This window comes from Acidovorax soli (assembly GCF_014207955.1).
GTDB classification, from domain to species: domain Bacteria; phylum Pseudomonadota; class Gammaproteobacteria; order Burkholderiales; family Burkholderiaceae_C; genus Acidovorax; species Acidovorax soli_A.
This window is the reverse complement of record NZ_JACHLK010000017.1, coordinates 1-13,189: the sequence shown is the minus strand read 5'-3', so window position 1 is coordinate 13,189 and position 13,189 is coordinate 1. Positions and strand designations below refer to the sequence as shown.

Annotated in this window: 6 protein-coding genes; 4 read left to right on the top strand and 2 right to left on the bottom strand. The window is 68.1% G+C overall.

Annotated features, from left to right (window positions below):
• Positions 1-22: 22 nt before the first annotated feature.
• A complete protein-coding gene (locus HNP48_RS29105) occupies positions 23-433 on the top strand; it encodes a DUF5329 family protein (protein WP_184863882.1) in 411 nt (136 codons plus the stop codon).
• A gap of 28 nt (positions 434-461) precedes the next feature.
• Here HNP48_RS29105 and HNP48_RS29100 read toward each other — a convergent pair whose 3' ends face one another.
• Positions 462-1,235: a helix-turn-helix domain-containing protein gene (locus HNP48_RS29100; protein ID WP_184863880.1), complete on the bottom strand. Its 774-nt coding sequence runs from the start codon at positions 1,233-1,235 to the stop codon at positions 462-464.
• Positions 1,236-1,304: 69 nt separating this feature from the next.
• Here HNP48_RS29100 and HNP48_RS29095 point away from each other — a divergent pair, with 69 nt between their 5' ends.
• The 3 genes from HNP48_RS29095 to HNP48_RS29085 all read left to right on the top strand — a co-directional run bounded on the left by HNP48_RS29095 (position 1,305) and on the right by HNP48_RS29085 (position 5,566).
• Positions 1,305-2,537: a PLP-dependent aspartate aminotransferase family protein gene (locus tag HNP48_RS29095; protein ID WP_184863878.1), complete on the top strand. Its 1,233-nt coding sequence runs from the start codon at positions 1,305-1,307 to the stop codon at positions 2,535-2,537.
• 217 nt (positions 2,538-2,754) lie between these two features.
• Positions 2,755-4,686, top strand: coding sequence for a YhgE/Pip domain-containing protein (locus HNP48_RS29090; protein WP_184863876.1), 1,932 nt, complete (start codon positions 2,755-2,757; stop codon positions 4,684-4,686).
• A gap of 388 nt (positions 4,687-5,074) precedes the next feature.
• Complete coding sequence (locus tag HNP48_RS29085) at positions 5,075-5,566, top strand: hypothetical protein (RefSeq protein ID WP_184863873.1); 492 nt, start codon at positions 5,075-5,077, stop codon at positions 5,564-5,566.
• Positions 5,567-5,578: 12 nt separating this feature from the next.
• On the opposite strand, the gene HNP48_RS29080 is transcribed toward HNP48_RS29085, so the two are convergent.
• Positions 5,579-12,748 (bottom strand): DUF4347 domain-containing protein, encoded by a 7,170-nt coding sequence (locus HNP48_RS29080; RefSeq protein WP_184863871.1) that lies wholly within the window; start codon positions 12,746-12,748, stop codon positions 5,579-5,581.
• Positions 12,749-13,189: the final 441 nt, after the last annotated feature.

Sequence of the window (13,189 nt, the reverse complement as noted above, 5' to 3'; positions counted from 1 at the left end):
CCACGGGGTATCCTTTTCGCCCATGACAAGACGACATCTGCAGCACACCGTGGTCGCCTGGGGGCTCAGCCTGGTTGCGGGCCTGGCGTTCGCAGCGCCAGCGGCCGCGCCGGTGCGCGGCGAGATCGATCGCCTGCTGGCCGCGCTCCAGTCCTCGGGCTGCGAGTTCCAGCGCAATGGCTCCTGGCACGGCGCCGCGGAGGCGAAGACGCATCTGCTGCGCAAGCTCGACTACATCGAAAAGCGCAGCACGCTGCCCAGCACCGAGAAATTCATCGAGCTGGCTGCCTCGTCGAGCAGCGCCTCGGGCCAGGCCTACCAGGTGCGCTGCAACGGCAGCGTTCAGCCCAGCGCCCAGTGGTTCGCCAAAGAGCTGCAAAAGATCCGGGCGGGTGGCAGTGCCGGCGGCCCGGGCATGGCATCTTCCCAATAGGCGCCCCAAGCACCGGGTGGCCAGTCTGCTACCGGTAGAACACCGAGGGCGGCACGCCGAAGTGGCGGCGGAACATGGCGGTGAAGGCGCTGTGGCTGGCATAGCCGCAGCCCAGGGCCACGGCGATGAGCTTCTCGCCCCGGGCGATGGCGGTCAAGGCGGCCAGCAGCCGGGCCTGCTCGCGCCACTGCGCAAAGCCCATGCCCGTGCCTTGCACGAACAGGCGCTGCAGCGTGCGCTCGCCCACGCCGATGGTGGCGGCCCAGGCCCTGGCGCTGCGCGCATCGTCGGGCCGCTCCATCAGCGCGCTGCACACGCTGCGCAGGCGTTCGTCGGCGGGCAGGGGCAGGTGCAGCGGCACCGTGTCGCAGGTGCGCAGTTCGTCGGCCAGCAGGGCGAGCAGGCGCCGGTCGCGCGCTGACAGGGCGCCCTCCATGGGCAGGCGCACGGCCTCGACCAGCAGCTCGCGCAGCAGCGGCGAGACGTTGACGACGCAGCTGGCCGCCGGCAGGCGCGCGATGGCGGTGGCATCGATGTAGGCGGTGCGCATCAGCACTTCGCCCGACATGGTGACGTTGTGGCGCAGCCCGGCCACCATCCACAGCGCGCGGTGGGGCGGCACCACCCAGGAGCCGGCGTCCGAGTGCACGACCATCACGCCCTCGGTGGCATAGAGCAGTTGCCCGCGGGGGTGGGCGTGCCAGCCCGTGGAGCGGCCCGAAGGCCAGCGGTTGTCCATGGCCACCAGGGGGCGCGTGATGCGGTCCCAGTCCAGGGAGCGGTGGTGGGGGGAAGAGGCCATGTCCGATTTTCTACAGAAATCAGCCGATTGGCGTGAGACGGAATCTGCCAGCCGCCCTACGCTGGCGGCATGACTGACCACCCCACACCCCCCTCCCTACCGCACGCAGTCCGCAGCACACCCTGGCACACCGACACGGCCCTGGCGCACCTGGGCCGCACGTCGGCCACGGCCGCCCTGTCGGTGAATCCGCCGCTGGTGCGGGCATCGACCACCGTGTTCCCAACCCTGGCGGAGTTCAAGGACTCGTACCGCGGCACCGTGTTCGAGGCCCCGCGCTACGGGCGCTCGGGCACGTCCACCCAGTTCGAGCTGCAGGCCGCCATGGCGCAGCTGTGCGGTGCGCAGAGCTGTATCGCGCTGCCATCGGGGCTGGCGGCCATTGCCGCCGTGCTGGGCGCCCATGCGCGGCCGGGCGGGCAGATCCTGGTGCAGGAGGGCGTGTACGGGCCGGCCCAAGTGCTGTGCGACCAGGTGCTGGCGCCGCTGCAGTGCCGCATCGACTATTTCGACAGCGTGGACTCCTTGCGTGAGCTTTGGACCGACCAGGCCTGCCTGGTCTTCATCGAAGTGCCCTCGTCGCTCACGATGCGCATGCTGGACGCCGCGGCGGTCAGCGAATTCGCGGCCTCCCGGGGCGTGCCGGTGGCCTGTGACTCCACCTGGGGCACGCCGCTCTTCTTTGACGCACATGCGCTGGGCATTGCGCTGTCGATCCATGCGGCCACCAAGTACATCAACGGCCATTCGGACGTGGTGCTGGGGCTGGTCACGGGCTCGTACGAGGCGCTGGCCTCCACCCGGGCCTGGTGCGACCGCCAGGGTTCCCATGTGTCGGCCGATGCCTGCGCGCTGGTGCTGCGCGGCATGCGCACCCTGGGCCTGCGCATGCCGCGCCACCATGCGAGCGCGCTGGCCGTGGCTGCGTGGCTGCAGGCGCAGCCGCAGATCGAGCGGGTGCTGTTTCCGGCCCTGCCGTCGGACCCGGGCCATGCGCTATGGCGGCGGCAGTTCAGCGGCGCGCCCGGGCCCTTCACGGTGGAGCTGGCGCCCTGCAGCGAGGCCGCGTTCGAGGCCTTCATCAACGCCCTGCAGCTGTTCGGGCTGGGCACCAGCTGGGGCGGTTTCGAAAGCCTGGTGATGCCGGCCATTGCACACCACCTGCGCGCGCTGCCGGTGCAGCCCGACGCGGGGCGCCTGGTGCGCCTGCACATCGGGCTGGAGGCGCCTGGCGACCTGTGCGATGACCTGGCAGCGGCACTGGCGCACATCGGCCACGGCGCTGGCCCTTCTTCGCCCTGAGCTGGTGCAGCGCGCGGCGGGGCCGCTGCACACATAAAACTTTACACATTTGCGTGCGCCGACGGTGGGGCCAGTACGGGCGAAGCGGCGCAGTTCAGGGCAAACTCCAGGGCACAAGAGGCAGGGCCGGCTTTCGCGTGCGACCGCGCGGGTGCGGGGGCTGGCGCTGCCTTGCAAACACAACAAGACACCCGACCGACCGACCGGCCTGCCCGCCATGCGCCTGTTTCGCAACGCCTTTCACGTCTCGATGCTCGAGGCGCGGCTGCTGCGCAGCTTTCCCAAGCTGCGCTGGTCGCTGCTGGGCGTGGTGGTCATCCCGGCGTTCTACGCCTTCATCTACCTCGAATCGGTGTGGGACCCCACCAGCCACACCCGCAACCTGCCGGCCGCCATCGTCAACCTGGACCGCGGTGCCATGGCCAATGGCCAGGCGGTGAACCTGGGCATGGACCTGGCCCAGACGCTCAAGGACAAAGAGCAGTTCGGCTTTTATGAAGAGGGTGATCCCGAGGTGGCCCGGCGTGCCGTGCGCCAGGGCAAGAGCCTGTTTGCGCTGGTGATTCCGGCCGACTTCAGCGCCGGGGCCATGGCCGCGGGCTCGCCGGGGGCTGGCAAGCTCGTGGTGTTTGCCTCCGAGGGCAACAACTACGCGGGTGCCGGCTTTGCCCGGCGCTTTGCCGAGGAGCTGGGGCACCAGGTGAACGAATCGCTCAACGAAAAGCGCTGGGAGGTGGTGCTCGGTGCCAGCTCTTCGGCGGCCGACAGCCTGCAGCGCCTGCACGAAGGCGTTGCCAAGCTGCGCGAAGGGGCGGTGGCATTGCACAGCGGCATGGGCAAGGCCGAGGGCGGATCGGCGCAACTGGCCAAGGGGGCGACCGAGCTGTCCAGCGGCGTGGCGCAGTTGGGCGATGGCATGAAGCAGCTGGGCGCGGGCGCGCGCACGCTCGATGCGAAGAAGCCCGAAGCAGCGGACCTGCAGGCCCTGAAAGCCGGCGCCCGGCAACTGGCCAGCGGGCAGGAGGAACTGCGCCAGGCCCTGCCGCAGCTCGAAGACGGCGCGCAGCGCCTGGCCGATGGGGCGGGGCAGTTGCGCGACGAGTCCAAAGGCCTGCTCTTCGGCGGTGACAAGGTCTCGGGCGCTGCCGGGCAACTGGCCGATGGCGCGACACAACTGCATGGCGGCCTGCAGCAGGCCAGCCAGGGCCAGGCCCGGCTGGCCGAGGGCGCGGGAACCCTGTCGCAGGGCGTGGCGCAGATGGCGGACGGCTTTGGTGCGTATTCGGCCGGCGCCTCCACGCTGGCGGCCAAGGTGCCGGCCGATGCCAAGGTCGACCAGGTGGTGGACGGCAGCAAGGCGCTGGCCGGCGCCGCCGGCGAGCTGCGCACGGGCTTGCTCAAGGTGAAGGACGGCTCCTCGCAGCTGGTGCTGGGGCTCGATACGCTGGAAGCCTCGCTGCCCTCGGGCGGCCCCGGCATGGAGGGCACGGCCAGCGGCCTGGCCATTTCGGTCAAGCCGCAGATCGAGATCGATGCACCGGTCAAGAACAACGGCATGGGCCTGGCGCCCAATTTCATCCCCATTGCGCTGTGGCTGGGCGCGGTGATGACGGCCTTCATCTTCCACCTGCGCCGCCTGCCCGACGAGGCCGCGGGTTACTCGCGCGTCTCGCTGCTGCTGGGCAAGCTCTGGGTGCTGTGGAGCGTGAACCTGCTGCAGGCCGCCTGCGTGCTGGCCATGGTCTGGTTCATGCTGGGCATACAGGCGGTCAACACCCTGGGGCTGGCGCTGTCGATGGCGGTCACCTCGCTGACCTTCATGCTCGTCATCCTGGCCCTGGTGCGCGCCTTCGGCGACGTGGGCAAGGCCATCGCGCTGATCCTCATGGTGCTGCAGCTGTCGTCGGCCGGCGGCGTGCTGCCGGTGGAGCTGACCAGCACCTTCTACCGCGACATCAGCCCCTGGCTGCCCTTCACCTGGTCCATCAAGGCCGTGCGCGCCAGCGCCTTCGGTGCCCTGGGCGGCGACTGGGGCATGGCGCTGGCCGTGCTCGGGCTGTTCGCTGCCGGGGCCTTCGTGTTCTCGCTGCTGGTGGGGCAGTGGAAGTTCGTGCCGCCCGAGGAGCACAAGCCCGCCATGGATATCTGAAGTGAGACACCCCCTGAGTCGCTTCGCGCCTTCACCCCTCTCTCGACTCGCTGCGCGATTCGGGAGGGGGACGCCCCCAGCGCGGCGGGGCGGCCCTTGCGCGGGGGCACTGGCCTTGGCCGCGCCGGTTTCATGCGTCGTGGGTGCCGCGCAGTGCAATGGATGACTGATACGGACTTGTACTCAATCGTATAACCAGCCGGGCAGCCGCAGGCAGTGCTGTAGCACGGCAAGGCGAACCAACGACGTTAGGCGATTGAATGCAAATCCGCATGAGCGCAGGCGGGCGCTGGCCGGTGCCCGTGGGGCGACGGGAGGGCAGCCACGCCGTGGGGGCCGGTGGTAGATTCGTCGGGCCCTTCATTTTCCCTTTGCTGCCCGTCCCCCCATGTCCGCCATCCTGTTCCTGCTGGTCGTGCTGTTCTGGGCGGCCGTTGCATCGGCACTGGCGTTCAAGCTGGTCAAGCGGATTCCCGCTTCCATCGGGCTGCGCGCCGCGCTGTGGCTGGTGCTCACACCCATGCTGCTCTTGGCCCCGATGGCCGACGAGATCGCCGGGGCGCGGCAGTTCGAGGCGCTGTGCCGGCCCGAGAATGCCTACCAGGTCCACTTCAAGGTGGACCACCCGCGCGACCTGCGGCAGGTGCGCAAGGGGCATGGCACGGTGGCGGGCCGGTGGATTCCCATCGGCGTGGAGCAGACCGATTACCTGGACCGCAAGACGGGCGCGGTGGCCGCATCGGTCAAGGCCTACCGCACCGAAGGGGGCTGGTTCTCGCGCAAGATCCTGCAGGGCTGGGGCCCCTGGTTCGGGCGCGGCGAATGTGCGCCCAGGCCGGACCAGGTGCGCCAGCTGCTTACCCTGGCCGGCACGGTGTAGAGGTTGCCGCCTTCAGGCGAACTCAATTCCTTTGGCCACCAGCCCCACCAGATCGATGCGGGTTGCGTTGAGATCCAGGTTGGCCGCCATGACCACCAGCTCGGCCGCACTGGTGCCCCCGGCCATGATGTCGGTGAGGATCTTGAGCTCGCCATCCGTGCCCGCCCGGCCTGTGACGTTGGTCCACAGCGTCTGCGCGACCTGGGTGGGGGTGCTGGCCCCCAAGAGCTGCAGCCCCAGGCCGGCAATGGTCTGGCTGCTGGCGCCGGCATCGAGCAGGCGGATCACCTCGCCCACGATGCCCTTGTTGGCCAGAATGCCCGGGCCGGCCAGGGCCCCCAGCAGCTTGGCCGCCTGGCCCGCATTGCCATTGAGGTCCAGCGCCAGCTTGGTATCGCTGAAGCTCACGCGCTCGACGCGGGTTACATCCAGCATGGCTCCATCGGTCATGCGCTGCAGGGTGAAGGATCCATTGGCGTTGGCCTGGATGTGCGTCTGCGCCAGGGTTGCAGGGATGACCACGGTATCGGTGCCCGCACCACCGTCCACATAGCGTGCCAGGCCCAGGGTCGGGGTGATGGTATTGTTGGCGGCATCGCCGTTGACGAGCACATCGCGCACTGCATCGACGCGGATGGCGCCTGCACCGGCCATGCCCTCCAGGAGTTGGGCCGGCGTCTTGCCCGCGGTCTGCGTGGGGAACACCTGGGCGAACAAGGTTGCCACCTCCAGCGCCGTCTTGCCGGCCAGGCTCTGGATGATGGCGCCTTCGCCCTGGTTCAGGTCGCGCCCCAGCCACTTCTGGAACAGATAGGCCCCGGCCTCCTCGGCCGCACTGTGCGCCACCGTGAGACTCGGGCCGGTCGCAAAGCGCACCTGCTCCACATCCACCAGCCAGTCGGACACGCCACTGGCGGTATGGGTCAGCTTGATGCCCGCCCCTTCGAGAACCACGGTGTAGTCGCTGCGCGCCCCCTCCTGGATCGCCACATCAAAGCCCGTGCCGCCATTGAGTTTGTCGCTGCCGGTTCCTCCGGAGAGCAGGTCATTGCCCGCACCGCCAAACACGGTGTCGTCCCCCGCATCGCCATGGACCTGGTCATCGCCGGCCTCGCTGCCCACGGTGTCATTGCCGCCACCGCCATGGATCACATCGTCATCGGGGCCCAGCACGATCCACTGGGCGGCGCCATCGCCGCTGGCGGCATTCTGGCCGGCCCCGCCGATCAGCCGCACATTGCCCACCACGGCGATGAAGTCGATGTTGTCCACCTGGATCACCGTGCCCGAAGGCAGGGTGCGTGCGTCCAGGATGATGGCCTGCTTGCCATCACCCGCCGCATCGCTGCCGGTGATCACCAGGGGTTGCGAAGCGTCGTAGCCGGCACCGATGCTGGGCTTGAGGATCTGCACCGTGAGCGGCTCATTGGGTGGCATGCTGGCAAAGAACACCTGGCCGGCATTGGTCAGCTCGGGGTTGTCGCCGGCAATGCGCTCGATGCGAAAGCCCAGTTCAGCCAAGGCGGCCGAGCCCATGGTGGTGGTCGTCAGCCCCTCGGCCGACAGGCCCACGCCGGTGGGCAAGCCGACGGTGACGATGGGGTGGCCATCGGGCGCCTTGGCGATGGGGATGTCGGCCAGCGGGCTGGTGGTGCCGGGTACCTCCGGGCGCGTGGGAGGCACGACCGGGATGGTGATGATGGTCGAGCCACCAGGGCCAGGGGTGGTGGTGACGGGCACGCCGTCCACCGTGGTGGGGGGCGGGGTCGTGCCGCCACCGCCACTGGAAGGAAAGCCCCCCACGGTGATTGCATTGCCCGTGAGATCGGCGATCACCACGGTCGCATCGGCCCCGGTGTTCCAGTCCTCGGCAAACGCAATGTTGTAGGTGGTGCTGTCGGTGGCGCTGGTGCCGGCCTTGTCCAGCAGCAGGTTCACGGCAGTCTTGTCGGCAGCGTCCAGCGTCAGGCTGAAGCTGGTGGCACTGGTGATCTCCACATCGGCGGTGGTCGCCAGCACATGGGTGCCGCCGGCCTTGCCGGTGAAGGTCAGCTTGCCGGCCGCGATGTCATTGAGCGCCCCGGCCTTGCCCAGGAGGCCGGTACCGGTGACCACCAGCACCCCGGTGCCCACATCGTAGGTGGCGCTGGTGACGGTGGGCACGGCCACGTTGGAGGCCGTGACGGCATTGGTGGCATCGACCACCACCAGGGCGGCGTCCGCCCCGGCGGCCCAATCCTCGGCGGCCGCCAGGTTGTAGGTGGTGGTGCTGGTGGAGCTGGTGCCGTTCTTGTTGAGCAACTGGTTCACCGCGGCGCGGTCGGTCGCGCCCAGCGTCAGCGTGAAGCCGGTGGCACTGGTGATCTCAGCGTTGGCGGTGGAGGATGTCAGCGCGTAGGTGGAGCCGCCCTCGCCAGTCAAGGTGAACTTGGTGGCCAGGACATCGTTGGCCGCGCCGGCCAGGGCGCTGAAGCCCGTGCCCGTGACCGCCAGGGTGCCCGTGGAGGCGTCGTAGGTGGCGCTGGTGATGGCGGGCAGCGGCACATTGGAGACCGTGATGGGCGAGGTGGCATCGGCAATGCTGGCGCCCGTGACCTCGCTGTTCCAGTCGTCGGCGGCGGCCAGGTTGTAGGTGGTGCCGCCGGTGGAGGATGTACCGTTCTTGTTGAACAGCGCCTGCACCGCAGCGATGTCCGCGCCGGTGAGGGTCACGGTGAAGCTGGTGGCATCGATCACCTCCACATTGCCCGTGGTGGACAGGAGATGGGAGCTGCCCTCGCCGGTGATGGAGAGCTTGTTGACGGTGATGTCGTTGGTGGCGCCGATGGACTTGAGCAGGCCCGTGCCGGTGACCGCCAGGGTGTGGGTGGTGGCGTCGTAGGTGGCGCTGGTGATGGTGGGGGCGGTGACGTTGCTGACCGTGACAGCGTTGCCCGTGAGGTCCGAAGCCGAAGGCCTGGTCGTATTCCAGTTGGCTTGCGCGCCCACGTTGTAGACCGAGCTGTCCGCAGCCAGCGTGCCATCCTTGTTCAGCAAGCCATTGACCGCCAGCTTGTCTGCAGCGTTGAGCGTGACCGAGAAGCTGGTGGCGCTGGAGGCGGTGACGTTGGCGGTGGTCAGGGGGTAGGAGCCACCACCGGCCTGGCCAACGATGTTCAGTTTGGAGACATCGATCGTGTCGCCAATAACCATGTTCAGCGCCGAGACCGTGAGGGTGCCTGTGGCGGCATCGTAGGTGGCCGACTGGATGCTGGGGGCGGCGTTGCTGACGGTGATGGCGTTGCCGGTGAGGTCGGCGATGTCGGCGCCGGTGATGGGGCTGTTCCAGTCGTCGGCGGCGGCGATGTTGTAGGGGGTGGTGCTGGCAGACGAAGTGCCATTCCTGTTGAGCAGGTTGCTCACACCGGCGATGTCTGCACCGGTGAGCGTGATGCTGAAGCTGGTGGCGCTGGTGACCTCCACGTCGCCGGAGGTGGACAGGGCATAGTTGCCCCCGCCCTCGCCGGTGATGGTGAGCTTGCCGATGGTGATGTCGTTGGTGGCGCCGAAGGCCCTCACAAGGCCGGTGCCGGTGACGACGAGGGTGTTGGTGGAACCGTCGAAGGTGGCCGAGGTGATCGTCGGGGCGGCCACGTTGCTGACAGTGACACCGTTGCCGGTGGCGTCGGCGCTGCTGGAGCGGCTGGTGTTCCAGCTGGAATTGGCGCCCAGGTTGAAGGTGGTGCCGTCCGCCGAGACCGTACCGTTGTTGTTCAGGATGCCGTTGACGTTGAGCTGGTCGGCGGCATTGAGCGTGATCGAGAAGCTGGTGGCGCTGGCGGCAGTGACGTTGGCACTGGTCAGCGCATAGCTGCCACCCTGGCCGGTGACACTGAGCTGGGAGACATCGATCGTGTCGCCAATAACCATGTTCAGCGCCGAGACCGTGAGGGTGCCTGTGGCGGCATCGTAGGTGGCCGACTGGATGCTGGGGGCGGCGTTGCTGACGGTGATGGCGTTGCCGGTGAGGTCGGCGATGTCGGCGCCGGTGATGGGGCTGTTCCAGTCGTCGGCGGCGGCGATGTTGTAGGGGGTGGTGCTGGCAGACGAAGTGCCATTCTTGTTGAGCAGGTTGCTCACACCGGCGATGTCTGCACCGGTGAGGGTGATGCTGAAGCTGGTGGCGCTGGTGACCTCCACGTCGCCGGAGGTGGACAGGGCATAGATGCCCCCGCCCTCGCCGGTGATGGTGAGCTTGCCGATGGTGATGTCGTTGGTGGCGCCGAAGGCCCTCACAAGGCCGGTGCCGGTGACGACGAGGGTGTTGGTAGCACCGTCGAAGGTGGCGCTGGTGATGGTGGGAGCGGTGACGTTGCTGACGGTCACACCGTTGCCGGTGGTGTCTGCTGGCGCGTTGACCGTGGAGTTCCAGCCCGTGGCCCCGGCCAGGTTGAAGACCGTGGTGTCTGCGGCGGCGGTGCCGTTGTTGTTCAGGATGCCGTTGACGGCCAGCTTGTCGGCGGCACCGAGCGTGAGTGTGAAGGCGGTGGCGCTGGTGGCCGTTGTGTTGGCGGTGTCCGCGGTCAGCAGGTAGCTGCCGCCCTGGCCCGCAAGGGTCATCTTGGTGGCATCGATGGCATCGCCCGTCTGCATGCCGGTGGTGGTGACCACCAGGGTGCCGGTGGCTGCGTCATACGTGGCCGAGCTGAGGGTGGGCAAGACCGCATTGGAGACCGTGATGCCATTGAGCGTGAGGTCGGCGACCACCACAGCGGCATCGGCGCCGGCGGCCCAGTCTTCGTTGGCCACCAGGTTGTAGGGGGTAGCGCCCGAGGACTGCGTGCCGTTGGCGGTGAGCACGGTGCGCAGACCCGTCTGGTCCGCACCCGACAGCACGACGGTGAACTGGGTGTCGGAGCTGATCTCCACGCCGCCCGTGGTCAGCGGGTACGTGGTGCCCCCCTGGCCGGTGATGCCCAGCTTGCTCACATCGATGTCATTGGTGGCGCCATTGAGCTTGAGGAAGCCCGTGCCGGTGACCACCAGGGTGCCGGTGCTGGCGTCGTAGGTGGCGTTGGCGATGGTGGGCACGGCCACGTTGGAGACCGTGATGCCGCTGTTGGCATCGGCGACCACCACCGCGGCATCGGCGCCGGCCGCCCAGTCTTCGGCGGCGGCCAGGTTGTAGGTGGTGCCGCCGGTGGAAAGGGTGCCGCTCTTGTTGGCGATCTGGTTGATGGCCAGCTTGTCGGCGCCATTGAGTGTGACGGAGAAGGTGGTGCCGTTGATGATCTCCACGCTGGTGCCGGTCAGCGCGTGGTCCACCCCGCCCTCGCCGACAAAGCGCAGCTTGCTCACGTCGATGTCGTTGGTGGTGCCATTGAGCTTGAGAAAACCGGTGCCCGTGACCAGCAGCACGCCGGTGGCTGCGTTGTAGGTAGCGCTGGTGATGGTGGGCACGGCCACGTTGGAGACCGTGACCGGGTTCGAAAGGTCGGCCGCGCCGACCGCAGACCCTGCGGCCCAGGTGGCGGCCGCAGAGAGGTTGTAGACGGGAGTTGTGGTGGTAGGGCTGGTGCCGTCCTTGTTGGCGATCTGGTTGATGGCAGCTTTGTCGGCGGCGTTGAGTACGACGGTGAACGAGGTGCCGTCGGTGATCTCCACGCCGGTGGTGGTCAGCGTGCGGGTGGCGCCGCCTTCGCCGCCGAAGGTCAGCTTGGTGAGATCGATGTCGTTGTCGGTGCCGTTGAGCCGGACAAAATTCGCGCCCGTGACCGACAGCGTGCCGGTGGCTGCGTTGTAGGTGGCGCCGGTGATGGTGGGGGCGGCCACATTGCTGGCCGTGAGGGTATTGCTTGCGTCGGCCGTGTTGGCGACCGTCACATTGGTGTTCCAGTCGTCCGCGGCAGCCAGGTTGAAGGTGGTGCCGCCGGTGGACGTGCTGCCGTTCTTGTTGATGAACTGGTCGATGGCGGCCCGGTCGGCCGCGTTGAGCGTGGCACTGAATGTGGTGGCGTTGGTGGCCGTGGTGGTGCCGCTGGTGAGGACACGCGAGAGACCGCCCTCGCCGCTGATGGTGATCTTGTTGAGGGCGATGGTATCGCCCGCAGTCATGTTGGTGCCGGTGACCGAGAGGAGGCCGGTGGCCGCATCGTAGGTGGCGCTGGTGATGGTGGGGAGGATGATGGGCGTCTCGAAATCGATGTCGTCCAGCGAGACGTAGATCTTCGGACTGCCCGTTGCCGTGAACGTGAAGCTGGTGATGTTGTAGAAGTCGGTGTTGCTGGAGAAGTCGTACAGCGGGTACTTCGTGTCTGAGGTGAAGGTGAGCGCGGTCCCGCCTTGCGGGGTGAGGGTGTAGTCCACTGAGGGCGCCCCGGAAACTACATCTTCCTCCACCAAAAAGCTCAGCCCCTTCAGGCGAAAGGCACTGCCATCGGTTGCGCTGACGGTGACGGTGGTCGCTCCGCTTCCGCCGAGATCCAGCATCAAGTAGGTACTCGCAGTCGGTGTGTACGTGCCTGGGTTCTGGACCATGTGATCGTAGCCAGACCCTCCAGCGAGCGTGTACCGCACGCCCATGTAGTCAAATACAGCCCCGCTTCCGATTTGCTGAGCGGCGATGCTGAAGGTTTGATCGTTCGGCACCAGCACCCCCTGATAGCGCGCCAGGCCCGCCAGCGGTGCCGTGCCCACGGCCCCCTGCTGCCGGTCCAGCGCCCAGCTGCCGCCCAGGTGCGCGGCGCCCACCAGCCCCGTGGCGGCGGCCACATGGGCGCCTGTGACCAGCGCCAGGGCCTGTACGAAATTGGCGCCCAGCTCGCCCGCGCCGGCGCGGCAGCCATAGACCAGGATGTCGCCCTCTTCGGCCAGCGCCTGGCCGATGGTGGCCAGCGCCTGCGCATGGGCGGGCTCGGCCGCCAGGGCGGCGGTCAACTGCAGGCTGCCCAGCAGCAGGCTGCCCGGTGTGCCGTGGCTCAGCACATGCAGCGCGCCGATGCCGCTGCGCCCCTGTAGGTGGGCGGCCATCTGCGCCAGGCCATCGCTCCAGCCGTCGAGCACCACCACCTCGGCACCTTCGGGGGCGGCGGCCGCCAAGGTTTGCCAGTCGTGCAGGTCGTCGAAGACAAAAACCACCTGCGCTGGCGTGGTGACGGCGCACGGGGCAGGGTGGCGCTGGCTGGCGATGGCGTGGCGGGTCATGGGCAGTTTCCTTGTGCATGGGCAGCCCTCGTGCCGCGAGAGGCTTCCTGTTGTGTTGATTCAGGGTGCGAGAGCAACCAGCACCCCGGGGGCTGCGCGCACGTTCGTGGTTCTGGACGGCGGCGGGCGCGCTGCTGGGGCATGGGACGGAGTGGCCCGGTTCGGGCCGGCCGCTCCCTGCTGGTTGCCGTGTGTGGCGCGCTGCGCCAACCGATTATTACCAGAAAGTAAAAATTCTTACGACAATGAATTGCCAAGGGCTGCGAGGGGTGGCGCGGCGATGCCCCACCTGCCTCAGGCGAATTCCAGGCCCTTCGCCGTCAGGCGAATTCCAGGCCCTTCGCTGCCAGCCCCACCAGATCGATGCGGGTTGCGTTGAGATCCAGGTTGGCCGCCATGACCACCAGCTCGGCCGCACTGGTGCCCCCGGCCATGATGTCG

Bases quoted from the DNA above. Each gene is read 5' to 3' on its own strand.
- HNP48_RS29090 (WP_184863876.1), top strand. From the start codon at position 2,755: ATGCGCCTGTTTCGCAACGCCTTTCACGTCTCGATGCTCGAGGCGCGG.
- HNP48_RS29095 (WP_184863878.1), top strand. From the start codon at position 1,305: ATGACTGACCACCCCACACCCCCCTCCCTACCGCACGCAGTCCGCAGC.
- HNP48_RS29100 (WP_184863880.1), bottom strand. From the start codon at position 1,235: ATGGCCTCTTCCCCCCACCACCGCTCCCTGGACTGGGACCGCATCACG.
- HNP48_RS29085 (WP_184863873.1), top strand. From the start codon at position 5,075: ATGTCCGCCATCCTGTTCCTGCTGGTCGTGCTGTTCTGGGCGGCCGTT.
- HNP48_RS29105 (WP_184863882.1), top strand. From the start codon at position 23: ATGACAAGACGACATCTGCAGCACACCGTGGTCGCCTGGGGGCTCAGC.
- HNP48_RS29080 (WP_184863871.1), bottom strand. From the start codon at position 12,748: ATGACCCGCCACGCCATCGCCAGCCAGCGCCACCCTGCCCCGTGCGCC.